Consider the following 26,897-nt stretch of genomic DNA (forward strand, 5'->3'; position numbering starts at 1 on the left):
CACAAGACGGCCTGCCTGGGTGCTAAAAGGTATGCTTAGCTATAAACGGGTCTGACGAAGTAGACGAAAACTTAACCGATTGTTTAATATCGAAACTTTGCAATAGTTATTAAGCTGTATTAGCTACAGATATTTACTTAATTACTTGCTTTAATATGCCGAATGTATGTTGAAAACCAGTGTATTGTTGAGCACAAAAGCATGTTGCTAGCTTTAAAGTGATTTGGTTGAAAGGGATAGATACATGTTGTTTAGAACCATCAAAAGCACCACGACCATGCTTACCGTCGTCGCCATTTCTTTGGTGTGTGCTGCGGTTGTTGTTTTTTCAATTGAAGAATATGAAAGACTTTATTTAGAGACAACCAGTAGTGACTTAGACGGTTTATCAGAAAATATGGCTAATGATCTTGTTTCTTTGATTGCATTGGAGCCGGACGTATTTGAAGTTACGACCACGTTGCTGCGCTTAGATCGCTACGAAAACGTTAAGTTCGCTGTGGTTTATGACAACGAATGGCAGCGCATTAACCTGTACTTTGGCCCTCTATTCGATCCTTATGATTTTGAAGAGGATGTGCAGCTAAGCGAACTACAAAATCGCGAATTTGGTGTGTCGGTCAAAGACGGGGAACTGATTGCACTCAAACTGGTAGGGGATACTCGCTTACCCTTAGGCTATTTACTGATAGTGAACGACTCAGTTGGGCCTTTAAACAAAAGTAAATTGACCTTATTGAAACGCGTATTACCTTTAGTCTTGCTGGTGTTGTTTATTGCGATTGTGGGGTCGCTGATGATTCAGCGAAAACTCTTTTTACCATTGAGCCGCTTGTCGCGCTTAGCGCAAAAAATTTCTCAAACCCATGATTACTCCCTCAGAATAGACATTCGTGGTAAACAAGAAGTGGCTGAATTAAGCCGTGATATCAACAGTATGATGGAAACCATCAGTAGCGAGACCGAGAAAAACAGCGAATACACCCAGCAATTAAAAGAGCAACAAAAAACCATGGAGCGTTTGGCTAACTTTGATAGCTTAACGGGCTTACCTAATCGTCAATTTTTCATGGAAACCTTGCGTATTGAGTTGGCAAAAGCGAAACGTGATAAGCGTAATCTGGCGCTTATGTACTTTGATCTTGATGGATTTAAAGGCATTAACGATTCTTTTGGGCATGAAATTGGTGATTTGCTGCTGCTTGATGTTTGTCAGCGTACGAAAACCTTTTTACGCGAAGGGGACTTAATCTCTCGGTTAGGGGGAGATGAGTTTCTAATTTTGTTGCACAACGACCCTGATGACATCATGTTATTTGAAATATCCGAGCGCATTGTAAATGGCTTAAGTAAGCCGTTTGAAATCCAATCTTGGGAAATGCAAATTGGGGTGAGCATTGGTATTGCTCGTGCCAGCGATTCACATTTCAATGTGAGCGAATTTATCAGTAATGCTGATATTGCTATGTACCGTTCTAAAATGGCGGGGCGAAGCACCCACACTGTTTTTGTACCCGATATGATGGAAGACAACAAGCGCCGCCTCTTGGTGGCAAATTCTATTTCTAGCGGTATCAAAAATGATGAATTCACAGTGCACTACCAAGCTAAAGTCGCTCCAGATGAAACTGTAGTGGGTTACGAAGCCTTGATCCGCTGGCATAGCGAACAACTGGGTTTTGTGTCTCCTGCTGAGTTCATTCCAATTGCGGAACAAAGCGGCAAGATTTTATCAATCACTAAGTGGGTTATTCAGCAAATCTGCGAAGAGTTAAACCAATTGCTGGGTTTGCATGAGGGCAGTGTGGTGCTGTCTGTGAACCTTTCAGCGCACGATATCAACAATGCCTCGTTGGTGGATTACATTCGAGCCATGTTTGAGAAATACAAGGTGGATACTTCATGTATTGAATTTGAAGTCACAGAATCTGCTTACTTGGAAAACTTTGATGTTGCTAACCAGTTTCTAAATCAAATCCGCGATATGGGCTGCTCAATCGCTCTTGATGATTTCGGGGCAGGTTATTCGTCACTGGGTTATTTAACGCAAATTCACTTAAATACCTTGAAAATCGACAAGCAGTTTGTAGATAACTTGAATGTCTCTAAACGCAGTACTTTGGTCACCAAAACCATTATCGAAATGGCGAAGCAACTCAATTTACATATTTGTGCCGAAGGGGTAGAAACACGAGAGCAGGCAGATTTCTTAATTGCCAATGGCTGTCATCAGTTGCAAGGGTACTTATTTTCAAAGCCCATGAGTCTGCAAGATATTTTGGCTAGTTGATTTGATACACAACAGTGAGTTCATCAGGTAAGGGCATTCCTGCTGGTAAATAGCCAATAGAGCCCTGGTGGGTTTTTAAGTACTCTAAAACTTGCTGCTCATTGTTGATTTCTTTCGGTGCCTTTTTACGTCCAGTAAAGCGCATTTGTGCCCAATATGACTGAATGCGCGATTCCGTTAGCCCCACCACTTTGGTGTTAAATAGCACGCGGGTGTGATTTTCTGGCGGTAGCGCCACAGCGTTTAAATCATAGGACAAAGCCCCGCCCATGAAGAGGTTACGCACTTGTTGGCGGGTTAATTGGATTGAGGCGTCAGGCGTGTTGGCCACAATAATGAGCGCGTCATTTGCCATAGCCGTTTTAACGGGGCCAAGAAAACAAAGTATCAGTAAGTAGAGGTATCTATTCATCAAAATACCCACTCTAGACCAAGCTGATACAAGATGGCGCTGCCGTCAAAGTTTCCTAAGTCTCGCAGGGTAAAATCACCACTGATTTTTTCATCGGCGTCAATATGCGTCGCTTCTGCTTTTAAGGCGACGTTTGAGCGCCAATCCCAGCGTATACCAATTTTAGTGCCAGCAGATTTATCATCTAAGAATCCATTTGTAACGGCTACATAGCCGCCAGCAAGTGCATTTAGCTGATCGGATACGCCAAATGGTATTTCATTTTCTGGGTGGTTATAGTAAAGGTTACGCTTGCTGTACGAAAGGTACACAGTATAAGGGTAAAAGTTATAACCTACTGAAACATAGAAACTATCTATATCTGGTACCGGGCCACTTTCCCCTTCCATTTTAGCGATTTCACTGCGCAGAAAGTAATTTAAATCTTCATAATTAACACTGAATTGATAAAACTGAATCAAGCCGTCAGGGTCTAACCAATCAGCACTCCGCTCGAACCCTACTTGCCTCAACTGTTCGCCAAATTGGCTTGCGCTTAGTAGGGTTAATTCAGTATTACCTTGGTTATATGAAGCTCTGGCGTTCCAGTTTTTCCATGTGACGCTGGTGTTAAAACCAAATAGCCCAGTTACTTTGGTTTCAACGCCGCCGTCAGGGGAGTAAATATCATCGTCGTAATACCCCCAATACCCTTCAAGGTTGATGAGTAGTACGGAAACAGGAAACTCGTAGTTTGCCAGTAGCCCTTCAAAGGTTGAGAAGAATGATGTTTCGTAAAATTGTTTTGGTAGGGTGAGCCAAGGATACGCAAAGCCCACATCAAGGCTGTCACTGTAGTTAAAAAAAGGAAGACGTTGTTTGCCTAATTTTACTTGAAAAGCCTTGTTCGGTTTGTAGGTTACGTAAAGCCATTCTAGCCCTGATTCACGTCGTTCATTTGTATGGCCGACTAATTGACTGGTGAGCGATATTGTATCACTAAACTGGTAATCCGCTTGTAAGCCTAATAGTGACTGCTCGCCTAAACTAATGCTGTTGTCATAACCTGCATACTCAGCATTACTGTCATCTAAGTAGCCCATGATTAGGCGCGCAAACCCCGAAAATTGCAATTTGTCCTCTGTTTGCGCATTCGCAAAACAAGCATAGCTGCTTAGGATAATAAAAGCGGTGAGAGCGGGCCTAAAGAAGTACGTCATATATTGGTTAATTCAGATTGATAACTGTGTGAAATGCAACATCTTTGTATTAAAAATACTCGAGGATGGCTAAGAGTCAAATTCTTTTCTGTTTATCTTTACGGGGGAGCGCTTCGTTATCCAGCAAAATGGGTCGAAACAGGGGTTTATTCAAGATAGGCTAGTACGCATTCAAGTTAGTTGTAAGCAAACATACTATGCTTTTTTTCAGTAGTGAGTTGGTCAGTCCTGGGTTGTCTTTATTGTTAATCACTCTCGCTGGCTTCACCTCTTTTTTAACCGCAGCGATGGGCGCTGGTGGTGGGTTGTTATTGTTAGTTGTCATGGCATCATTTCTGCCAATGGCGGTTGTTATTCCTGTGCACGGCTTAGTACAGTTGGGCTCAAACGCGAACCGTATGCTACTGACTTACCGTCATGTTGATATCAGTATGTTGCTGTATTTTGTGGCTGGTGGCTTGATTGGTGCGCTCATGGCATTCTTTGTGGTCAGTGATGTACCGCTGGATTGGATGAAATTGGCTGTTGGCGGGTTTGTGTTATTTTTGTTGTGGGGGAAGAAACCTAGCATCAAAGAATCAAGCCCGTTCGGTAAGGCGTTGGCGGGACTGAGCACGACTTTTTTGTCTATGTTTGTCGGCGCAAGTGGCCCATTAGTTGGTAGTTATTTACACACCAAGGGCTACGATAAAATGCGTTTTACTGCGACGTTTTCGTCTAGCATGACCATACAGCATACCCTTAAAGCATTAGTGTATGGGATGGCGGGTTTTGCATTTTGGCAATGGTTGCCTTTAGTCATAGCCATGATCGCAGCGGGTGCCGTCGGGACTTGGCTTGGCCTAAAACTGTTGCATAAAATTCCTGCCGAACGGTTTCAACGAATGGTGCAAATTACCTTATCTGTATTGGCGCTGAACTTGATGTGGCAAGCAGTAAAAGCGTTGTCTTGGTCGCACTAATGCGTTTAGCGGGTCGTGGTGCGGCCCAAATTACAATGCCAATCGAATTATCTTATTGCACGGTAAAAATAACAGATAAGCCGTCAGGAATAGGGGTACCAGCAAGCAAGTAGCCTACGGCACCTTCGTGGCTTAGAAGATATGCCAGCACTGACATTTCGTCTTCGACTTCTTTAGGGGCTTTTTTACGGCCAGTGAAGCGCATTTGCGCCCAGTAGGATTGAATTCGCGACTCTGTTAACCCAACTATCTTTGTATTGAACAACACTCGGGTGTGGTTTTCCGGGGGGAGCGCAATTGCCTTTAAGTCATAGGGCATGATGCCACCCATAAATAAGTTTCGTACCTGTTGACGATTGAGCTCGATAGATTTATCGGCCGTATTTGCGACCACAATAATCGATTCTGCCGCAGCGATAGAGGGCGTGAAGCTAAACAAGAAAAGCAGCATTAAGGTAGTATACACTTTCATCAAAATACCCACTCCACTGCGAGTTGGTACAAGATTGCATGACCGTCAAACCCGCCTAAATCTTTGACTGCATAATCATTACTAATATCGTCTTGGGCTTGAACAAAGGTCATTTCCGCTTTAAACGCGATATTAGGTTGCCAATCCCAGCGTGTGCCTAATTTAATCCCGGTGGCTTTATCATCAGCAAAGCGCCCTATAACGTCAGCGTAGGTCGCTGCCAAAAAATCGAGCTCTGGGCTTACACCCAAGGGGATCTCACTGGGGCGATGATCGAAATGCAGGTCTTTTTGGCTATAGGAGATGTAAAATGTATAAGGGTAAAAATTGTAGCCGGCAGAAATATAAAAGCTTTCAATGTCAGCGACTAAGCCGCCGTCGCTGACCATTTTAGACACCTCACTGCGCAGGAAATAGTCTAGGTTCTCGTAGTTTGCACTCAATTGATAAAACTGAATAAGCCCATTTGCATCAAGCCATTCGGCGTTATTGGCAAATCCAAATTGGCGTAATTGCTGACTAAACAGACGCGCCTCTTCTTGCTCTATGTTTACATCACCTTGATTATACGAAGCGCGCAGCGTGAGGTTTCTATAAGCAAAGCTCGTGTTGAAACCAAATAACCCAATCACCTGAGTGTTAATTTCTTCACTTGCTAAATATATTTTATCGTCAAAACGGCCCCAGTACCCTTCATAGTTGATTAGCCAATCGTTATGCACAAATTGGTAGTTCGCTAAAACACCATCAAAGGTTGAAAAAAATGCGGTGTCGTAAAATTGTTGCGGCAGGGTTAGCCAAGGGTATGCAAAGCCTACATCTAGGCTGTCGCTGTAATTAAAGAAAGGAATGCGCTGCCTACCCAGTTTAATTTGTAATGCATTGCTAGGGGAATACGAAAGGTATAACCACTCTAAACCAGAATTGCGCTGATCATCAGTAAAGCCAACTACTTGGCCAGTCACCGACAATGCATCGCTAAATAAATACTCGGCTTGAAGTCCGAACAGAGATTGTTGGTTAGCGCTGATGCTGTTGTCGTAACCCACATACTCAGCATTTTCGTCGTCCAGGTAGCCCAAAATTACCCGAGCAAAGCCGGAGAATTGGAGTTTATCCTCTGTTTCAGCGTGAAGCGTGGGCGCAACGCACAGTAACATTAACCAGCAGGCGAGAAATAAGTGGGGTGATCTGCGCGTCATGTTTTTAACTTTACGACCTTAATGGTGGTTAAAATATTACCTATTAATCAAAGTACTATAGAGTCGCAAAGTGTCAACTGCTATTAGACGAAATGCTAAAACACTGTTGTTTTACCTTACATCGGCCAGTGAAATGTTAGTGGCTCTTGCTACGCATAAAATGAATCTTTTTGCGCCGCGCTAATAATACCCATTTCAATAAATAATTAATCACTCAGCGAAAATTTAATAGAACGGGTATAAGTGCTCATTCGGGGAAGTGCTTCACTTTAAATACCCAGTCAACTTGGCTTTCACGGTCTGTTTTTACATACAACAAAGCCCTGTGCTAAACGTCAGCAGAGGGCTTTGATTTTATATGCAGTGGCTATGCGTAGAAATACAAAAGAGGATGCTTTACATCACCTGTGTCGATCCTTACGACTACTTTTTCACTTCGTTATTAAAATGAGTAAGTAACTGATATACCGACATTTCTAGGGTCAACAACTGACACGTAACCATCTGGGTAGCGGGCACTTGTGGGCTCGCGGCTTACAATCGCTTCATCGTCAAAGGCATTGTTTATGTAAGCTGACACTAGCCAGTTTTCATATTCATACCGACCTTGCAAGCGTACCAAGCTGTAGTCACCAGCGACGCGTTCTGCAGTGTTAGTAAAATCACCATAGTATTCATCAACGTAATTTACCGACACACCAAGATTAAAGTTATCAGTTAACCAGTACTTGGCCCCCAAATTAGCGGTCACACTGGGAGCTGAATTTAGCTCGTTGCCCTCGACTTCAGGGTAATTGTCGCCTGGATCGCGGATCTCGGTTTTCAGTAAACCAAGTCCTGCTGTTAATTCAATGTCTTCACTAACAGTGGCTGATATTTCCATTTCTAAGCCGTAAGTGGCCACGTCGTCTACGTTAACAATAAAGCGTGTAGAGCTTAATGCTTGATAACCTTGGTAATCGTTGTAGAAAAGGTTAGCACTCAAAAATACATTGCCGTCGGCAAATATACTGCGGCTGCTTAATTCGTAGGTGTTGACCTCTTCTTCATCAAAATAATAATATTCTTGAGCCGTAAAGTTCAACGCACCGCCAGCAGCGTTGTATCCTTTGCGCGCACTGATGGCGAGGGTAGTTTTTGGTGTCCAAGCGTATTGCAGCACTAACTTTGGCAGAAAGATGGTGGTGTCGTTATCCAGTATTGAATCAATTTCGCCGTATATAAAGTGACGTAGTTGAGACTCTCGTTCTAAACGTGCACCAGCGATAACGGTAAATACGTCTGAGACATCGTAACTAATCTCACTGTAAACCGAGATCGAATCGCTTTCGTCATCACCGTTATAGGGAAAAGAGCCTTCGCTAATGATGTCGTGGTCACGTTCAAAGTAGGCTAACCCAACAAAGCCTTTCACCTCATCGTTTTGTTGACCAAAGTTAAGTTTGGCGTCGATGGTGATATTGCTTTCATCGAACAGAAGTTGTTGTTCATCCGCTGGGTCGGGCTCATAGCTATCGAAGCCCCACTGGTAATCCATGTAGGCAACAATGAGATCTAGGCTCATTCCCTGATTGATTTGATAGTCAGCGGTTAAACTGGTGGTATCTACATCAGTTTCGATATTTCTGAAGAAGAGCCTTTCGTGTTTGTCTAAATCTGTCGCTTTATAATATATACGCCCAGTATCCCCTTGCTCATTGCTTGAAGAATGGGCCAATAGCAGTTTGAGATCTTCTGTTGGGGTCCACTGGAGCTTTGCCCGTACCCGATCAGATTCAATTTTATTTAAATCATAATCAGCTGGGTTGTCAGCGAAACCCGTTTCATCGGTTATGGTGTTGGCATCTAAGCGCTGAGCACTAATGCGAAAAGCGAGCTGGTCTTTGATAAGTGGGCCAGATATAACGGCCGAAGTATCAAGGTAGTTCTCTTGGTTACGGTAACCCACACGCACTGCACCTTCCCATTGCTCAGTGGGGGCTTTGGTTTGAATGTATATTGAGCCACCTATACTGTTACGCCCATTGCTGGTGGATTGCGGCCCGCGATACACCTCAATTTGATCGACATCCCATATGCCGCTGTCACCGGTAAAATCAGCTACAAAGGGTTGAGCTATGCCATCAATTAGGGTGGTAACCCGACCTTTGGCGCCGCCAGAAATAGAGTTAAAGCCACCTGCTGCGCCATTACCAGATACGCCGCGAATATCCGGCACAGCACCAGACAAAGCCACCACGTTAGGGATTTCTGAGATGGCATCGGTCACTGACTGATACTGGGTGCTATTAAGCGCTTCTTCAGAAATAACCGAAATAGATGATGTCGTATCTTTTAACGACCGTTCTATTTTCTCACCGACCACGACTATGGTCTCCAGAGAGGATTCACCTCTATCTGGTGCCTCTTGCGCTACGGCCATATTGCTAGCAAAACACGCCGAGATGACGCCGGCTAATGACAACCGAGTTTTATATTCAGGCGAACGCATATTTTATTATCTCCTTGTGTGGGTTACGTGTGATATTCAGTAACCTAATGTGTGGTGTGACTGGTATGGCTTGTGGGCAAACCCTAAGACCAGACACTATCCGTGGGTATTAATGCTTTGCGTTTATGTAGATGAACTAGGGTGGCAATCAGTCCAAGCAGCAAAACACAGGCAACCAAGCAAACGCTCAAGTCGGTGGCGTAATTAAAGGCTCGATCGAGATTCAATCCGGTTAACACAATCAATGTGCCAATTAGCCCGCACAGTACAGCTAATAGGTGCTTAGCGGCTGTTATCGGGCGGTTTACAAAGGGGTAAGCAAGGCTCAATAAAAAGCCGCAGTAGTAGGCTGTTTGTTGCCAAAACGGAATGTTCACCGCTTTGTGGTTCAGGCCCTTAACCACTATTAACGCACACGCGATCCCGATTAATGTGCCAACGGTGACGCCAATCGTCAGGCGCGCCATGACCTTGACTGAGCGCCTTTGCTCTACAGATTCGGCTGATTTGAGCTTTTTGCGTCGCGCCTCAATCCAGATGATGTTCCCAGTAAGAAACAGCAGCGCCCCAGAAAGCCCTAAGCCAAAGTAAATCCAATGGACGAACGTGCCACCAAAGCCACCAAAGTGCAGCGTGAAAAAACCGTTCACTACTTTGCCTTCAAATCCAGACAGGCTAGGTAGCATAGCGCTATAACCCGATGCGGCGGTGTATGGGTCACTAACCCAATAGGCGTATTCAGGCCCACGGATCCACTCACCGTCTAACTGGCCACCAATCATCACTCTGGCTCGCGGTGTGTTTAGCCCAGCATATTCAAGTACAGCAGGCTCAAACTCAGGCTCTAACGCTTTTATGGCTTGGTCGAGCTTAGCGACGGGTAAAAGCTGGGTAACGTCTCGCTCAACCTTGCTAGGAGAGGGGAGAGTGAACATAGGCGTGTCTTTGTATACCCACTGCTGCATAGCGCCATACAGAATGTCGTGGTAGGCGAACACCACTGTTGTGACGGCTATAACGATATGAAAAGGCAGGGCGGTGATCCCCAGAATATTGTGAAAATCGACCCAAAAACGTTTGCTGTTTTTCCCCTTGCGCAGGGTAAATAAGTCTTTAAACCAGGTGGGTAAAAAGATAATTAAACCCGATACGATGGCAATAAAATATAAGGCAGCTACTAAGCCCATCACGAGAATGCCGTAAGCATCATGATCACCACCACCAGGAATCCCCCCCGTACGGTGTAAGTCATCCAGAAAATCCCCAATGGCTGATAGACGAGTAGACTGAACCAGCAACTCGCCGCTTTCATCTAGGCTGGCTTGCCACGTGGTGGCAGCGTGCGTGTATGGGTCTTCGACGACCCAGCTAACAGGCGCATGCTGAGAAACAGAGTGGGGTAAATTGACGGTCATTTTCGCCGCAGCTGCAGGGTAAGCAGTCAGTACGGCCTGAATTAGGTCATCATACTGCTCATAAGCGATAGTAGGTAAACGTTGTTCACTTTGCAGGGCCCATTGATTTAACGGTGCCTTAAACATGGTAAAAGCACCGGCCACAAAGCAAATATACAATAGCAAGCCAGATAAAATACCGGTCCAGATATGAACCTGCTGGTAGTTTTTAAACGATTCTAAGCGCATCAGTTTACCCTCCGAACTTGATTATTTGCAGCAAACCAAATGCGACACACGTTAAAGTGACAAACGCGATAAATACCGACAAAGGGCGACGAGAGAAGAAAATTAAACTTAAAGGAGTGAGCCACAAAGGGACAATCAGCCACATAATATATTGCGAACGTATATCGCTAGGCACGCTGTCAGGGGCCATCCAACCAATTAAGCTGCTGGTAAATACGGCAAAGGGAAAGCCGATCAAGAACATGCCAATCGTTTTTAGCAGCCACTGGGTTTGGTGATTGGCATAGGAATCACCGCGCACCAAAGATGACTTAGCTTTGCTGGTATTTGCCAACGGCTTTTCGTATTTAGGCATAAACGGGATAAGCCCCAAAAACAGCATTTCCAAGCTAAGCACAGTAAAGACACCAGACAAACCCGACATAACATTCAATAAAAGCCACCAAGCCAGCAAAGATAAAACAAGGCTAATCAGTAGGCTGGGCAAGAAGGTCAAATAGCGTTTGGCGAACCATTGTTGGTTCGGACATCCAATGTAAAACACAGCGGTTGCGAAAAGGCATAACACCAGTGCAAGCCCGCTTGGCAAATTCTCAGCCATAACAAACCTTGTTAGTTGTAAGTGATAAATTCAATTAGCTTTAAAGAGCAATGGGTTTAAAGCGCTGCTTAATTGAGCGGCAGTAGAGTATTTTAATATTAATGAAAATGCAAATGATTATCAATTGAGATTTGTGATAATTTGCTGGTGCTTGCATGCTGAAATGCGCGCAATAGCGCAGAGTATCGACCTAGCGAAACATAGCGAGTGACACGACACCCTTGGTATTAAAGAAAAGTACGCTTGATTTAACGCACTGGGATGGGCGGGGCATGCATATAAATGCTCGCTTGCCCGCGCTTTGCTAGCTTAGCGGACAAGTTACTGGGTGACTTTTAATTTTGTATTGCACCCATAAAATGAATCTTTTTGCGCCGCGCTAATAAGTGCTCTTTTGGGCAGTACAGCTCGCCGAATATCCAACTACCTTGGCCACCGTCCACTGCTTTTATATCACTCGCGTCATAAACCGTGTTACAGCTTTTACAATGCGCCTGGCCTTTGCCCGCTTCAATCATTTCGCTGGCGATATATTCAAAACGGTCAAACGAATTAGGGACTACATTGCACACATAAAGCGCTGGGTCGTAAGTTCGCAGCCAGCGATGAATATAATGTTCTTGCTTGACTGCTTTTCTGTTGGTGTTTATCCACTCGTTTAATTCATTTCTGACGTTTAGCGCCTGCACATCCGTTTCATCAATGTCACGGCCTTCATCTATATCAAAGGGTTCAGGGTGCATAGCATCGAATAGAACAGGTAATAAATCAGCGGTTTCAAAAATAAAACGCCCATTGAGTCTTTCACCGTAAATGTCTGTGCCTTTATACATAATGTGCGAGCCGCACTGGGGCAGAGCATCTACAAATGCCTCCCATTCTTGTTGTACCTTCTGGGCTTTAAGGGCGGCTTTTTGTGCATTGAGCTTAACGGCCTCAGCATTCGCTGGGCTTAGCTCAGGTAGTACAAAATCTGGATGGGTAATAAAACGCGTTTTATCTTGGCTTTTTAGCCACTTCCAATACAGCACAGGCCACACAAAGATATAGGCGGTCGCTCGAATCAGCATAAGCTTGAGTGACGCGGGATTCTCCACTCGGTCTTTGTACAGCCACCAATAGCCAAAAAAAGCGCAAGACGACAGACCACCAACCAAGAAATAAAGCATAAGGTAAATCACAGTGTTGTTACTCCTTTAACGTACTGAAAATCCTGAGATTAGTATTCTTTATACAGATTGCTTGTTAACTTAGAAAGACAAATCATTTCCTATCGGGTACATTTTGTTACGTAGAGTTTAAGGCGTTGCCTGTACTTAAATTGAAGTGTTTTGCCCTCAGAGATAGTATTAAAATTCGCACTGTTATAGAAAATAGCCAGTTGATGTGTCACAAGGATTTAATGTGTCTAACGATTATTACAACGATAAAGTTCAAGAACTCGCGCCTCAATATATGTCGTTGTCGTTTGATCAAGTGCATAACAATTGGGCGCACTATTTACCTGCTATTCTAGACAAACCCCACGCCACGATTCTTGATGTTGGCGCAGGTGTTGGCCGAGACGTGAGTCATATCGCTAATCTGCTCGCTGAAAAAAATCAAGGTGATAATCATTGCCGTGTTTATGCGGTAGAGCCTGCATTGCAAATGCTGCAAAAAGGGCAAGCCACAACCCAAGGGCAAAATGTACATTGGCTGCAAGACGCATTACCCGCCTTAGATAAAACCACCCGCTTAGAAATGAGTTTTGACCTCATTTTACTCAGTGCCGTTTGGATGCACATTCCCGTTTCTCAACGAAGTCGTTCATTACGCAAACTAGCCAATTTGCTTAAACCCGGCGGTAAAATAGTAATTTCGCTGAAATTTGGTATGACAGCCGAAGAGCAGCATGAAAGGAAAATGTACAACGTCAGCGTTGAAGAGGTAGAAGCATTAGCACAAAACCTCGGGTTGTTTTCAAAGCTCGAATCGCAGAACAAAAAAGACCAACTAGGGCGTGAGGGCGTTTACTGGCAAACCCTAGTATTGCAAATGCCAGACGATGGCACAGGGGCCTTTCCGTTTATCCGCCATGTGGCCATAAATGACGGTAAATCTGCCACGCATAAACTGGCGTTGCTAAGAGTTTTGTTAAGAATTGCCGATGGCCATGCAGGTGCGGTACTAAGGCGAGAGCCATCTGCAAATGGCGACAGAGTCATACTGCCACTGGGTTTGGTGGCTTTGTATTGGATTCATCAATACAAAGATCTAATCGATCACCACGGGTTATTCCAAACACCGAATAAAAACCCCAACATGGGATTTATGACAGACGACGGCTGGCGGCAACTGACCCACAGAACCGCCGCCGATTTTCGTATTGGTAACTTATTTATCGGTGCTGACGCAAAAGCGTTATACCGAACGCTTTCAGCCAGCGCGCAAAATATTAAAAAGATGCCATGCACGTACATTACGCTACCCAATAGTGATACTCAGGTGTTCGAAGTCGAAGCAAAAACCGTCAAAGCAAAAGACAGTTTGTTCCTAGATTTAGATTCCCTGACACAATGGGGCGAGTTCTCCTTACCCGAAACCACGTGGTTAGCGCTTAGCCGATATGCCTGCTGGATAGAGCCTGTATTAGTCAGCGAATGGGTAAAAACCATGGCCAGCTACCAAGGTAATGAACGCCTCAACTCGTCAGACAAACAACACTTGCTGTACCAAGCATTAAAATGGGAAGAGCCAATTCGTTCTACCACAGACGTACGCAAACGGTTCGACGTACTTGCCAGTACCCAACAGATGCAATGTGTATGGTCAGCGAAAACTTTAAAGCGAAAATACGACATCGATCACAGCATGCCTTTTTCACGCTGGCCAAATAATGATTTATGGAACATAGTGCCCAGCGATAGCAAAGAGAACAATAGTAAAAGAGATAAATTGCCCTCAGAAAAAAGACTCAGTGCGGCCAAAGAGCGCATGCAACACTGGTGGTCATCGGCGTGGTTAAACGATAACGGTTCTAACGAAAAACAACGCTTCTTCGCTGAAGCGAATATCGCACTACCTGGCCTCAGCGCACAAAACGATTCTATCGATGATGTATTTGAAGCTCTGCTGTTACAAAGAGGGCGCTTGAAAGATATGCAGCAGTTAAGTGAGTGGTAGGGGGATGGTTAGGGTTATCTATTGATGAATATTCAAGGTTGGGCCAACCTTAAGGTGTTTAGTTGAGTACTTTATTTGGCAATTTTATACTTTCTTAAAAATTCTAGCTGTTAGTATCTATTTAACTTAAAAGCCACACATTTAGTTGTTAAAGAAAATATCCATGGCTAAGAAAAACACGTCTTTCTTCAATTTACTCACCCAAGCACCGTGGTGGGTACCGGTAGCTGTTGCTGCTATTACTTACGTATTTTTAGTCATGATATTGCCTAAGATACAAACCGGTAACCCAATAATCAATGCTATTTTTACAGCGCTTTCACAAGTGGCTCCATTTTTTACCGCTGTTTTTTTATTTGCTACTCCGTTTGCTTATTTTAATAGCAGACGCAAACAAAAATTACTCGATCGCCAACAAGATATTGACTCCATAAAGGCGCTTAGCTGGAAAGAGTTTGAAGAGCTAGTCGCTGAAGCGTATCGCAGACAAGGGTTTCGGGTTATCGAAAACGGCTTCGGGCCTGATGGTGGTGTCGACGTCAAGCTGAGTAAAAATAAACAAACAATCTTAGTTCAATGTAAGCAGTGGAAATCCAAAAATGTTGGGGTAGCTGTAATTCGTGAAATGTTCGGCATATTAACTTCTGAAAATGCGACTAAGGTGGTTATTATTTGTTGTGGAGGATTTACTCGTGAGGCATCAAATTTTGCTGAAAACAAGCCGATTGAATTAATCGGTGGCACCGAACTATTGAGCATAGTAAAAGATATACAGTGCAATTCGTCTTCTAACGTAGAAAATTCTACAAACCCTATGCCTCTCGAATCAAGTCAGCAATTAGGACCTTCACCAAACGTTAATCAAGCCCCATGTCCAAAATGTGGTAATCAGCTTGTTCAGAGACAAGCCAAACGTGGTGCTAATTTAGGTCATGCATTTTTGGGATGCTCTTCTTTTCCGAAGTGCCGTTACACAAAAGACATGCATGTTAACTGCTCATGAATAAATCAACCAACAGCCAACTTCGCTGTCTCGTTCCATAAATAAGCGGGCATTGGATGTTTCAATTTCCAAGTGATATTCATTGGTTGGCTGCCCTCTGACTTTACAAAATCGACAGGGCCAAAGTTTACAAAGCCCATAGTTCGACCATTTTCGTCTTTACCTTTTTCGCGTACAAATAACAGAAAAGTTTTGTGATTATCTTTTTGCTGCACGTAGTCTAAACCTCGCCCAGAATTTGGCCTTGCACTATTTTGTGTTTGCCAGTGAAACAACGTTGGACTGATGGCGTAGTCATGGTACATAGTGGTAGCGGAAAATTGCTTTTCACATTTATCTAGGGTGACAAACAACAACTCAGTATTGGCTCTCTTAATATTCAAAACACCTTCACGACTAGATGACTTCTTCTCAAAAGTACTGTCACCAAAAGCCACAAGGATATGTTCTTTAGGGTATCGAACATGCATTTTAAGTGGTGATGAATTCACTATAGGGTTATCAACCATTGGCATGTCGAACTCGCGAACATCGAGTCGCTCAATGAGTATTGAAATTACTTCACTCAACTCATTTTGTAATACTTTGTCTTTCAATGCGTCTAAGCTGTTTGCTACGTTATTAAAGCCAAGATCTTTACTCGATTTATCCCAAAAGTCATAGTGGCACATCAAAGCATAAAGCTTTTGGATATCAGTCATCACTGGTATTGAAAAGTTGTTATCGCAGAGTTTTTTCACGAAACGTAAATACGAGAGTGAGGAACAGTTCAGCAGTCTATTATTGACGGCTCTGTAATATGCGGTATAAAGTGCGTTATTATCTGACGCTATTTCTTTATCTTTACTTGCTGCAACTAATGCATTCCATCCACCAAATTTACCTATCTTAATTTTGAATATATTTTCCAGAGTAATATTGGGATGAATCACCAAAAAATTAGTAAGAGTTAAAGGTAAGTTAGTGACGTGAGGAAAGTTGATTATTAAGCTAATTAACGGAATTATGTAGCAAATGCACAAACCCAGTAAAAACAATGCTTTACCGAGTTTGTATTGCAAATATTACTTAATTCCCAATACCTCGTTAACTAAATCATCAAGTTCTTTTTGTTCTTCTTCCGAAATATCACCACCGGACATTGTTGCAATACGGGCGATCTCGCTAATAGCCAGGTGATCACTATCCATATCGTCGAACTCAGGAATTTTGAGGTATTCTGCTACGCTGGACCCCAGACTCAATAGCGACCCGTAAGCCATAACAGCTTTGGCAACATAGGTTGAATTGAGAAAGCCTGTCAGAAACGCGGCATGATCTTCTGTTTCCACTGGGATAAAGTAGAGTTTATGGTCAGGCACAACAACTTTTTCACCCAAAATTTTGTCCTCTACAGGACCAATATAGGCGGCGAAAAACGTTTTGCTGTTCATTTCCCGCCACAACACTTTATACGGTGAAAACGTATAGTCGCCTGTACTCCAGAGGGAATAATATGGTTTGTTCTTCTGGAACCGTTTTAAACTGGATCGAACTTTTAATTGTTCTTTAAATTGCTCTAAGAACTGGTAAGTTTTTGGGTAGTTGAATGGCAGATCAGGATCTCCATGCATCTCTCGTTGCGGTACGAGAGAATGAAACGGTGTTGGAACGGCCCTGAACTTTGTTACATCCTTTCCTCTGAGCATAGGGAAAATGTGCTCTGCTTCTACGACATCAGTAATTTCGGGTATTCCCTTTGTACGTCCCTCCTGCACTCTGTTTCGGATAGTCACGTTACCATTGGTCACTTCCTGGTCCAGGATGTCTACCCAAAATATGGCGTGTCTGTCGGTTGTAATACCTTTTCTAGCTACGTAGTGGCTTTTTCCTTCATTAAACACATATTTAAACACCTTGTGCTCTTTCTTCGTTGCAATTAGCCATGGACGGGAATCGTTTTCTCCGCCAGGGGCGGGCTTTGCAAACAGGTTTTCATTTTTTGCCTTCCCACGAAAATCGGAAGCATCTGAAAAAGAGCGGATGGTTTTATTTTTAGCGTCTTTCGCCGACCATTTTTTGTAAGTAATTGGATACTTAGTATTTTCGCCACGTTCAACAACCAGTAACGCCGGAAAGTTACTGACACCATCAAATGGCTTAATGGCGTTATAATCTTCCACCAGAGTTACTGCGCAATTGATACGTCCCTCATCAATTTTAAAGCGTCTGAAGCCCTCACTAGATTCATTTGAAAAAACAGTGCCTGTTATGAAAAATCCAAGTCTTCCACCGTCCTTCAGATATTTTCGAATAGTCTCAAAGGTGATGACGGTAGAAATATCAGATTCGATGCCACCAACCCATTTATCAGAGCTAAAGACTCCCATACTTCGGCATTTATCATTAACGGCTCTGACATAGGCTCTTGGTAAGTGGCTCCATTTAACCCAAGGAGGATTGCCACAAATGTATTTAACCGGAGATATTGAACCCGCCCTGAAGCGTTCTGCAAGAATTGAGCACCATATTCCATCCCAGCCCTCTTCATGAAGTTCTACTAACGTATTAACTGCATTTGACAGTGCAGTTTCTTCATTTTTATTTAACGCGAGCGGTTCTAATGTTTTAAGAAGATGCTCTAGTATCTTGTTGGCTGGTAAATCTGCCATTATCCATTGTTTAAGCTGCTGAAATACAGAATAAAACTCTGTATCTAGTATTAGTTTCTCTGGAATTCGGAAGAGCTTTTCGCCTTTATCAGTCAGAAGATTGTATTCATAACAGCCATCAGGTTGAATGTTGGCTGTATTGATTGCATCAGCCATATAAACTGGAATAGTCACTGGTTTGTGAGGATTCAAATATGGTGCAATAAAAGTCACTATCGAACCTTTAGCGCTCAAAACAGCAAGCGGATTAAGGTCTATTCCGTATAGTCCCGACAATAGCTCATTTGCATCAGCCTCGGGTTTTGCAACCCTTCTTCTTCTAATCGCCTCAAGTAAAAATGTTCCAGATCCACATGTAGGGTCAAGTAAATCTGCTTCAAGATCCCAATCAATGACATCTAGCCCATGCTCTGCCAGCCAGTCTGGTGTATAGAATTCTCCAAGCGCGTGCCGAAGCTCGCGAGGAACAAACCCCTCATAAATTCCTTTAAACAAATCTCTGGTACTTTCTGGCCGTTTTTTGCTTATCTCAAAGTCCACTATTGAAAGTTCAACCAGTAAGCTGTCTATTACCTTTGCAAACTCCGTCCAGTTGTCATCTTCTAAATACCAGGAAAAGAAATCACCGGCATACATATTTGATATGCCAGCGTTCTTGAACAATTTCCCCGTTTCCATTGAATTAATCCTTTCTTGAACATCAATGGTAGTATTTAGAATGTTTTGGGTTGAACCAGGCAAAGCGCAGGCTGCGACTATTTTGGCTAATAGTGCGATATAACTATTAAGCGAAAATAGGTAGGCGGAAATATTTTTTGCGTAGTCTGTTCCATGATGGGTACTTTGACGCTCTATCAAGTTTCTCATTCCATCCGGCTGAATACCGACGACTTGACCGAATAGACGATTCCATTCGGTATAGAGAAGCTTTTCTTTTGAGGTTCCACCTGCATCTGCGTCCACAATAGCATCAAAAAACATTGGAATGAGTTGCTGTCCGTAAATAGAATCAGGACCAACAACCTCTTTTAATAGGAGCGCTGATACAAGTGGCGTTCCGTTGTTCAATAACTCCTGAATTAGCCTAGTGGCGGCCTTTTGATCGAATACTTGCAAGGATTCCCAATCTGGAATACCTGAGAGGTTGTAACGTCCAAACACAATGCTTTCACCATCCCATGCCACCATTGTGTAATCAGATAGTTCTCTACCTTCATCACGGTGTAATAGATCTGCATATTCTTCGGCCTGTTTTTTAGCATGCTTACATTTTGCATTATTCTTTTTATTGAAACTCTTTGGAGGTTCGTATTCGATAATCACTGCACCATGAGCCGAATCTACCCACTTATAGCCCCCTTTTCCATTGGGTACTCTGCGCTGTATAGGACATGGCTTCCATGAACTTTGTAGGTTCTGACTTAGTTCTTTGAAAGATTGCTCAATTTCGTGCTGCAACTGATACTCGTTTTGCGAGCTTTCAGTTTTTTCAATAACATCCTTAACTAACTGGATTGCATGTTGTTTCATTTATTTCTAAGCCTTAACCTTTTCTGTTTCCGCCAAACTGAGCATCTTTCGCCGCACCACGGGGTTTATTAGGAGCAATATCAAGCCCCGAAACGACCATTCTGAAATCAAGCCCGTGGTCCGCCATTTCTCCCATGAGTGCCACAATTACAGCTAGATGATCAGGTACTTCACCTTTAGTTTTGTAATTGGTGTATGAGTTGGGATTTTGCCGCAACAATTCAGCAAGCTCTTTAATAGACAATCCAGCCTTCCCCAAATGGCGTTTAAATTCATCGTATACCATACTGTATATATATTCAGTTATAAAAACAATGATAATGGAAATCGTACATACATTTATTTGTATAGTACATAAATATATTTGTTTTTAATTTGTCGCACATAAATATATGTGCAATCATGAACACATAAGATAATGTGATTTATTTTAAGGAGGGGACTAATGACAATCAAAAAACAACATTTCCTGTTGTCTGCGTCAGCACGTACCCTCAGCCTTAGAAAGATATTCCAGTTAACGCCAGATGAATCCTTTGAACTATTCAAAGAAGCTCGCTGGCCTCAAGGTAAACCTGTCTGCCCTCATTGTGGTTGCGAACATCACTATTACCTTAAAACCCGCAAGCAGTGGTGCTGTAAAGATAAGGATTGCGGTCATACTTTTTCAGTCACCAGTGGGACGATCTTCTCTTCTCACAAATTACCGTTATCTGTGTACCTTGCTGCATTGATTTCCCTGATTGGCTTTTAGTGCTTGCCTCAGAGTCGTGGCACCCGTTTTGGCTCCTGTACCTTGTCGGTAATAGCCGTTGTCGTTAACGGCTCAGATGCCACCCTGAGTATATCCAACACCATCATCTGACATTCCCTTGGCTTAAACAATCTAGCGTTACCTGTGGTTCGCTTCGGCGATACGGTTCTGAGGTCGTATTCCGGCTCAAATACTTTGATTGTGGCCTCTACGTGGCCCAGGCTTTTGTTGAGTCGTGCAATTTCCTGTTGATAATGTTGGATTTGTCCTGCAAGCTCTGAGTGTTTAGAGACTAAAGCAGTAATAACGTGGGATTCAGCCATATTGATACCTTTCAATTAAAAGAGAATATGACTGTATTTTATTCAGTTCATGGGCGGGATTCTTGTGCGCTTGCTACATAATTCCGCTAATTAACTTGTTTCTATTAAGTGTTACTTGGCGAATGTTGGTTAAGATCATTGCTTGGGAAATTATCAGGACACTCATGCTAACGACTTCGTACTTTTACTTAGAATCTGCTCCTCAACTGGTGTTTTTAGTAAACTTACGAATGGTAATTCTTATAAATCACCCTGTACCAGTTACATGTATCTCATCTCATAAAAAACTTATTACTTTTATATCAATAGCTTAGGTTGGGCATCAAGCTTGCTACTGTGATACTTATTCATGTGAAAACGGTAAATGACAATGATTGATCTGGCCTATTCGGTTTACACGGCATTTTATTTATATTTGGTGATGTTGTTAGTGCAGTGGATGGTTGCCACGTTTAGCAAAGCCAAGCAGCCTAATGCAATCCCTGGGAAGATAGATGAAAACTTATCCCACGATAGTTTTGTGTTCAGAGCGCATCGCACTTTTCAGAATACGTTAGAGAACAGTACCTTGTTTGTCGGCACGGTGCTGTTTGCCTTTGTTCTAAATTACCAAAGCCCAATATTTGCTGTTTGTGTGTGGATGTACCTTATCGCAAGAGTTATGCATATGGCGTTGTACTATGCCATTTCGACAGAGAAAAACCCGAGCCCGCGCACCTATTTCTTTTTGATTGGTCTGTTGGCGAACGTGGTGATGTTGGTCCTGGTCGGGCTAAGGTTGTTTTAACCCCTGTGGTGTAACATGTAAGTTGGTTAGGCTGCAATTAGAGTTAACGGCTAGGGCAATTGAACATGTTGTAGCGTAAGTGAGTAGAAGTCTTCGCTTTGTGTCTCGCCAGAGGTTTTATTTCTACCGGTTTCTTTCGAGTGATAAAGGGCTTTATCGGCTCTTTCTAAGGATGACTCCCAAGATTCATCGGCGTCTGTTGATAAAGCAAAACCAATGCTCACTGTTATGTAAAGTGGGCCGTTATAAGTTGTAAACGTTGTTTGCTCAACGGTTTTACGGATGCGTTCAGCAATCGCATACAATTCGTTCGTATTGGTATCGCTTACTAATATTGCGAATTCCTCGCCACCCAAGCGGAAACAGTGGTCAAAGTTTCTCATTAGGCTTTTAGCTACTCGGCTTATCTCTATTAGAACTTGATCTCCTGTGGCGTGGCCGTGTTGGTCATTTACATGTTTGAAGTGGTCGATATCAAACATAACAAATCCAAAGTTTCTTCGTGTTCGCTGGGACAGTGAATACTCTTTTTGTGCAATGCTAGACAGTGCGCTGCGGTTCAACCATTTCGTTAGATAATCTGTCACGGAGGCTTCTCGAAGAGTCACTTCTTTCTTCCAAAAAACGATAATGGCAAAACTAATGGTTAATAAAAATATAAAACCGATTATCGCGAGATTACCTGACGTTTGCATAAATTGATTACCAATAAATTCCAATCGAACATTTTCAGCGAACATTAGAACTGCACGTATAATCAATTGAGCAATAAAAAGAGATAGCACAACCATTAATGGCCAATATGCCTTGCCTACTTTGTCGTTTCTTCTTCGCCATAGCGCTACTAACGCAGAGGCGTTAAGGGCAAAGATCATAGGGTAAAATATCAATATTCTCACTTCTACTGATTCGGCAACCAAAGGAATGTGATGTAGAGGAATGGGGATAAGAAAAACAGCTAACGTCAATGTCCAAGTAGAGCGCCCGTTAATACATTTATTTATGCCACTATAAATCGCAGCGTGAGCGGCTAAATAAAACGCATTTCCCATTGCAGGATGTACCGTAGTCGGCAGATCAAAATCTAAAGAGAATATCGCCAAGATGTTTGACGATATGAAAAATATTCCCGCTATCGCCCAATCCACAAGATACTTTTCACCTCGATTAGCTGCGCGCAAAATCATCATGGTGAGTGACATAATTGTGCTAACTAAGATTGTACAAATAAATAACGTCGGTGCGTCCATTAACTGCCTGTAAACTCAATTTAATCCATTAAATTTGCTTTGTAAGAACAAAACATTCTGCCAGCAGGTTACTTTATTTGCCTTTTCATAACAACATCGCCGCGAGGTAATACGTTAAGCAGCCGCATTGCAGTTGAGTTGAAAAAAGGTGAGCGAAAAGGCTTGATAATGCAACTAAACTTCTTATTTATCAATAAGTTACTAAGCCAACTAAGATAATCATGCAAATGCGCGGTTTAGTTATTGCGGGTGGCTTGTTTTGTTATTGTTTAGCTGATTCGACCCTTAATACGAGCGCTCCTTTGCGCTGGGGTTGTGTGGGTTGAATTGGGTGAAGAAGGCGTCAACGGTATTTACGCCTGTTATGCCTAAAATCCACACGACTTCAACGAGATCTGAAAAATCTGCGCCCCCTGAGTGAATGGTTTTGTTTAGGTAGCGGCCGTTTACCCCGTTGTATTGACTGCTCACTTTATTCGCTTCTTGCCAAATTTGGGTATCGAGCAAAGGATTATTTTCGAGTGGGTTTACCGTGAAATCTAAGGTGTTAAAACCTGGGGTGCCGTTTGCGCTTGCGTTGCCGTCAGGTATTTTATAGTAGGTGGTGTTTTGCTTAACAAAGGCTAGGGCGTTTTTACTGGTTTCTTTTTCGTTCCATTCGCTGTGCTGCACAAGGACGATTTTCTCTTTTGGGAGCGATGTTCCGTTTACCTTGAGTTGTTGAATAAGATGCTGGGTAAAATCACTCTGGCCCGCTTCGCTTATCCATACTCGGCCCCCTTGGGCGAGGGTGGTTGATACTTTTTGCACCGTGTCATTCAATGCCTTTTGGCGCTGCATGTGGGCGTTCGTCCAGTTTGCGTTAAACACTAAGTCGAATAAATGATCGGCGGGTACATATAGGCCACTTTGAATGCCATACGTGCCACTGACGGCCCAGTAATTTAATCTGTTGAATTGGGGAGACTGTAAAATTGAGTGCATGGCAGCAATAGTGTGTACGTCGTCTACGTCTGTTTTAAGATCAAAATGCAGCAGTAATAAATCCTGATTTTTATCAAACTGATAAGGTGCTTTGGTAGTGGCTTGGGCATGATTGGTTGCCGGGGAAGCCGTGCTGATGTCAAAACGTAACAGCAAAAATACAAGTGCAGCGTGTATGGCGAGTTGTCGGATCATGGAGGACACAACCTCTTGGTTTTGATATCTGATTTAACGTATTCGAACATGGAACTCGTCGGGATGATATTACCGTTTTTAATAATGGCGGCGTCAAATTTTGTACGTTATCAAGATTGATGTTGGGCACCGTGCTAGGATTAACCATCGGGAATCCAGCTGAGCTATCAAGCAAGAACAACTCATAGCGCAGTATAATAATAAAAGGTAAACCCTATTGAACCCTGTTTCAGCATCTCAACATCTGAATAAAATTGTTTTTCTTGGCGCGTCTGGCGTCATCGTAGCGTCTCGTTTATCAGGACACCCATTTTAATGCATCCATAACTAATACAAGTTCCCTAAAGGCCCAAGCTATTATCGGGGGTAAGAATTTACAGCATTACTGGTTGATTGCGCTAAGTTTTTTCGTCGATTTCGTCCGCGAATCAAAGAGAGATTTTTGCGCTCGCCCGATGGATTAAATACTGACTGTTGATATAAAGGAATACGTGTCGTTAAGAATGCTCGTTAGGGGGAAAGCAGTTTGGTTTTAGGTTTGGATTGTATTAATATTCCCCGCCAATAAAATACTACATGTCAGAGCACAACATGAGTCAGTTTGCAGTAATTGGATTAGGCCGTTTTGGGTTGGCGGCGTCAATAGAGTTGATGCGTCTGGGGAATTCAGTTATCGGCGTCGATTCAGACTCTAAGTTGGTGAATACGGTATCTGAGCAATTGACGGTAGCGGCCATTGCTGATGCCACTGATGAAAGCTCTCTGAAAGAGTTAGATATCGGCTCCTGTGATGCGGTGCTGGTTGCTATAGGTGAGAGCCTCGAAGCTAGTATTTTATGTGTTCTATTACTTAAATCACTCAACGTAAAAGAGATTTGGGTAAAAGCGACGACTAAACCTCATCATATTATTTTGACTAAGTTGGGTGTGTCTCGGATTATTCACCCTGAAGAAGAAATTGGCGTGCGTGTCGCTCAGTCGCTTAATTACCCTATGATGAACCAGTACATGTCCATTGGTAATGGCTTGTTTATTGTTGAGGTTGAAATTAAATCACACCACCCAGATATGTCGGTTAAAAAGCTACTCGGCAAAGCAGGCAAAGACATTGAGCCTATGTTGGTGCGCCGCAATAGCACTATCATCAAACACTTAGATGGTGACTTTCAATTAGCCGTGAAAGATTCACTGATATTAAGTGGTTCTTTGACTGCGTTGAAAAAGATAGCGCCTGAGTTTTATGCTAAATGAAGCCTTGGGATCCGAATGTTAAACCCTACAAGTTAGCAAAACGCCAATCAAAACTTCATATCCAGTTAAGCCCTCCTGCTGTACTTTTTCTAGGCTTTATTCTACTGATTTTTGTTGGTGCAGGGTTATTAATGCTACCCATAGCATCGACTGCTGAAACGCCCCTTATCAAAGCCCTTTTCACGGCGACGTCTGCTGTTACTGTAACAGGCTTGGTGGTGCTGGACACGGGGTCACACTTCACCACATTTGGCCAGGTAGTTATTGCCGGCTTGATACAGGCCGGTGGGCTGGGGTTTATGACATTTGCCGTCGTAGCTGCTATCAGTTTGGGCGCGCGCCTAGGCCTCAGTCAGCAGATATTGATGAAAGAAGCACTTGATCAAACCAGTATGGAAAAGGTCGTGCAAACGGCCAAATTTGTTTTGTGTTACTCGTTTGTGATTGAGCTGGTGGGCTTTGTATTATTAACCCTCGTTTGGCTTGATGAATACGGACTGAGAGAGTCAGCGTATCAAGCATTCTTTTACACTTTATCGGCCTTTAATAATGCGGGTTTCGCTTTACGGAGTGACAGTTTGTCGGCTTACTCGGCGAGCGTTTCCGTCAATATGATTATTACAGCCTTGTTTATTATTGGAGGTATCGGTTTCGCTGTATTGATTGATATCAAAACGAATAAACGCTGGTGCAAATTAAGTGTGAATACGCGTATCGTGTTGTTGGCCACACTAACCATCAACCTAGTTGCTTTTTTTCTAATTTGGTTACTAGAGGCAAATAATCCCGCCACTTTGGGCACATTGCCCGTGGCCGAACAAGCTTTAACGGCTTGGTTTCAAGCAGTAACACCTCGTACTGCGGGTTTTAATACCCTACCTATCGAAAATTTAACTGACGCGAGTACAACGTTAACTATATTACTGATGTTTATTGGGGGAGGATCTTTAAGTACGGCAAGTGGGTTAAAGCTGGGTACATTTATCGTATTGATTATGACAACTTATACTTTTTTACGTCGTCGTACGCAGGTGACTGTGCTTAATCGCACTATACCTCAGGTGCAGGTGCTTAAAGCGCTTTCGTTAGCGATCATTTCTATTGGTATGATCTTCATCAGCATATTTATTCTCACAGCTATTGAAAATGCTCCGTTTCTGGATATTGTGTTTGAGGTGGTTTCGGCACTCAGTACGGTAGGATTGTCTCGAGGTTTAACTGGTCAACTTAGCGACACTGGCGAAATTGTCATTATTTTTATGATGATAGTTGGGCGTGTAGGGCCATTAAGCTTTGCGTACTTTATCGCGACACCTAAGCCGCGCAAAGTGCAGTACGCAGATGCTGAAATTCAGGTAGGTTAAAGGTAAAAGCCTTATATTTTTTGTTACTTCATCTGTGAATGCTCAAAAAGCAACACGAATTAAAATATGAGCTTGTTTTACCTTACGTGCTTTGTGGCAGGATCGCTTCTGGCTTACCTTTTTAGCATCACTTGAATAGTTTGCGTGAGGCTCATACTCAGTCGGTAATAGGAAATGACGAGAAAGCTTAGGTATCTCGCTTGGCCACCCCTCAGGTTTTAACTTTTAATTTTCGCTATTGGTGTGGTGCTATAAAAACACAAAAATCGGAATAATCTGTATCGCTTTTGTGTTTTAAAGTGCAGCGTTTCAATTAACAAAACTATGACGACACCCATGGTAACTAACGAAGCTCACATTATTATTTT

The 26,897-nt window shown here is 43.0% G+C and carries 22 protein-coding genes; 8 read left to right on the forward strand and 14 right to left on the reverse strand.

Going from position 1 to position 26,897, the window contains the following annotated elements:
* Positions 1 to 244: 244 nt before the first annotated feature.
* Entirely contained in the window at positions 245 to 2,290 is a 2,046-nt protein-coding gene (locus FX988_RS14540) for an EAL domain-containing protein (protein WP_160180866.1), read from the forward strand.
* On the opposite strand, the gene FX988_RS14545 is transcribed toward FX988_RS14540, so the two are convergent.
* Positions 2,283 to 2,702, reverse strand: coding sequence for a hypothetical protein (locus FX988_RS14545; protein ID WP_160180867.1), 420 nt, complete (start codon positions 2,700 to 2,702; stop codon positions 2,283 to 2,285). The two genes, FX988_RS14540 and FX988_RS14545, sit on opposite strands and share 8 nt — an antisense overlap.
* Entirely contained in the window at positions 2,702 to 3,901 is a 1,200-nt protein-coding gene (locus tag FX988_RS14550) for a porin (RefSeq protein ID WP_160180868.1), read from the reverse strand. Before FX988_RS14550 ends, FX988_RS14545 begins: the two co-directional genes overlap by 1 nt.
* A 197-nt stretch (positions 3,902 to 4,098) precedes the next feature.
* Between FX988_RS14550 and FX988_RS14555 the strand changes: the two genes are divergently transcribed.
* Positions 4,099 to 4,863 (forward strand): sulfite exporter TauE/SafE family protein, encoded by a 765-nt coding sequence (locus FX988_RS14555; RefSeq protein ID WP_160180869.1) that lies wholly within the window; start codon positions 4,099 to 4,101, stop codon positions 4,861 to 4,863.
* Positions 4,864 to 4,915: 52 nt separating this feature from the next.
* Here FX988_RS14555 and FX988_RS14560 read toward each other — a convergent pair whose 3' ends face one another.
* From FX988_RS14560 to FX988_RS14585, 6 genes are all read right to left on the reverse strand, one after another.
* Positions 4,916 to 5,335: a hypothetical protein gene (locus tag FX988_RS14560; protein ID WP_160180870.1), complete on the reverse strand. Its 420-nt coding sequence runs from the start codon at positions 5,333 to 5,335 to the stop codon at positions 4,916 to 4,918.
* Entirely contained in the window at positions 5,335 to 6,537 is a 1,203-nt protein-coding gene (locus FX988_RS14565; protein WP_160180871.1) for a porin, read from the reverse strand. Before FX988_RS14565 ends, FX988_RS14560 begins: the two co-directional genes overlap by 1 nt.
* A gap of 442 nt (positions 6,538 to 6,979) precedes the next feature.
* A complete protein-coding gene (locus tag FX988_RS14570) occupies positions 6,980 to 9,028 on the reverse strand; it encodes a TonB-dependent receptor (protein ID WP_160180872.1) in 2,049 nt (682 codons plus the stop codon).
* A gap of 83 nt (positions 9,029 to 9,111) precedes the next feature.
* Positions 9,112 to 10,671 (reverse strand): PepSY-associated TM helix domain-containing protein, encoded by a 1,560-nt coding sequence (locus FX988_RS14575; RefSeq protein WP_160180873.1) that lies wholly within the window; start codon positions 10,669 to 10,671, stop codon positions 9,112 to 9,114.
* A gap of 4 nt (positions 10,672 to 10,675) precedes the next feature.
* Entirely contained in the window at positions 10,676 to 11,272 is a 597-nt protein-coding gene (locus tag FX988_RS14580) for a hypothetical protein (protein WP_160180874.1), read from the reverse strand.
* A 335-nt stretch (positions 11,273 to 11,607) separates the two neighbouring features.
* Entirely contained in the window at positions 11,608 to 12,453 is an 846-nt protein-coding gene (locus tag FX988_RS14585) for a hypothetical protein (RefSeq protein WP_254700619.1), read from the reverse strand.
* A gap of 223 nt (positions 12,454 to 12,676) precedes the next feature.
* Here FX988_RS14585 and FX988_RS14590 point away from each other — a divergent pair, with 223 nt between their 5' ends.
* Positions 12,677 to 14,437: a class I SAM-dependent methyltransferase gene (locus FX988_RS14590; protein ID WP_160180875.1), complete on the forward strand. Its 1,761-nt coding sequence runs from the start codon at positions 12,677 to 12,679 to the stop codon at positions 14,435 to 14,437.
* A 163-nt stretch (positions 14,438 to 14,600) separates the two neighbouring features.
* Entirely contained in the window at positions 14,601 to 15,440 is an 840-nt protein-coding gene (locus FX988_RS14595; protein WP_160182190.1) for a restriction endonuclease, read from the forward strand.
* Between the two features lie 5 nt (positions 15,441 to 15,445).
* On the opposite strand, the gene FX988_RS21755 is transcribed toward FX988_RS14595, so the two are convergent.
* From FX988_RS21755 to FX988_RS21765, 3 genes are all read right to left on the reverse strand, one after another.
* Positions 15,446 to 16,141, reverse strand: a complete 696-nt coding sequence (locus FX988_RS21755) for a DUF3427 domain-containing protein (RefSeq protein WP_254700621.1) — start codon at positions 16,139 to 16,141, stop codon at positions 15,446 to 15,448.
* A gap of 363 nt (positions 16,142 to 16,504) precedes the next feature.
* Positions 16,505 to 19,621, reverse strand: coding sequence for an N-6 DNA methylase (locus FX988_RS21760; protein ID WP_254700622.1), 3,117 nt, complete (start codon positions 19,619 to 19,621; stop codon positions 16,505 to 16,507).
* Between the two features lie 13 nt (positions 19,622 to 19,634).
* Positions 19,635 to 19,865, reverse strand: coding sequence for a hypothetical protein (locus FX988_RS21765; RefSeq protein ID WP_254700623.1), 231 nt, complete (start codon positions 19,863 to 19,865; stop codon positions 19,635 to 19,637).
* Between the two features lie 201 nt (positions 19,866 to 20,066).
* Here FX988_RS21765 and FX988_RS14615 point away from each other — a divergent pair, with 201 nt between their 5' ends.
* Positions 20,067 to 20,375, forward strand: a complete 309-nt coding sequence (locus FX988_RS14615; RefSeq protein WP_160180877.1) for a transposase — start codon at positions 20,067 to 20,069, stop codon at positions 20,373 to 20,375.
* Positions 20,376 to 20,383: 8 nt separating this feature from the next.
* Here the strand turns inward: FX988_RS14615 and FX988_RS14620 are convergent, their stop codons facing one another.
* Positions 20,384 to 20,698 (reverse strand): hypothetical protein, encoded by a 315-nt coding sequence (locus FX988_RS14620; RefSeq protein ID WP_160180878.1) that lies wholly within the window; start codon positions 20,696 to 20,698, stop codon positions 20,384 to 20,386.
* A gap of 370 nt (positions 20,699 to 21,068) precedes the next feature.
* On the opposite strand from FX988_RS14620, the gene FX988_RS14625 reads away from it, so the two are divergent.
* The gene (locus FX988_RS14625) at positions 21,069 to 21,485 is read left to right on the forward strand and encodes an MAPEG family protein (RefSeq protein ID WP_160182191.1); all 417 of its coding nucleotides are present in this window, start codon (positions 21,069 to 21,071) and stop codon (positions 21,483 to 21,485) included.
* 50 nt (positions 21,486 to 21,535) lie between these two features.
* On the opposite strand, the gene FX988_RS14630 is transcribed toward FX988_RS14625, so the two are convergent.
* Both FX988_RS14630 and FX988_RS14635 read right to left on the reverse strand, forming a co-directional pair.
* Positions 21,536 to 22,687, reverse strand: a complete 1,152-nt coding sequence (locus FX988_RS14630) for a GGDEF domain-containing protein (protein WP_160180879.1) — start codon at positions 22,685 to 22,687, stop codon at positions 21,536 to 21,538.
* A 333-nt stretch (positions 22,688 to 23,020) separates the two neighbouring features.
* Positions 23,021 to 23,914, reverse strand: a complete 894-nt coding sequence (locus FX988_RS14635; protein WP_160180880.1) for a hypothetical protein — start codon at positions 23,912 to 23,914, stop codon at positions 23,021 to 23,023.
* 591 nt (positions 23,915 to 24,505) lie between these two features.
* Here FX988_RS14635 and FX988_RS14640 point away from each other — a divergent pair.
* Positions 24,506 to 25,165, forward strand: a complete 660-nt coding sequence (locus FX988_RS14640; RefSeq protein ID WP_160180881.1) for a potassium channel family protein — start codon at positions 24,506 to 24,508, stop codon at positions 25,163 to 25,165.
* Entirely contained in the window at positions 25,162 to 26,529 is a 1,368-nt protein-coding gene (locus FX988_RS14645) for a TrkH family potassium uptake protein (protein ID WP_160180882.1), read from the forward strand. Before FX988_RS14640 ends, FX988_RS14645 begins: the two co-directional genes overlap by 4 nt.
* The last annotated feature ends 368 nt before the right edge of the window (positions 26,530 to 26,897 follow it).

Origin of the sequence: Paraglaciecola mesophila (assembly GCF_009906955.1) — a bacterium.
Taxonomy (GTDB): domain Bacteria; phylum Pseudomonadota; class Gammaproteobacteria; order Enterobacterales; family Alteromonadaceae; genus Paraglaciecola; species Paraglaciecola mesophila_A.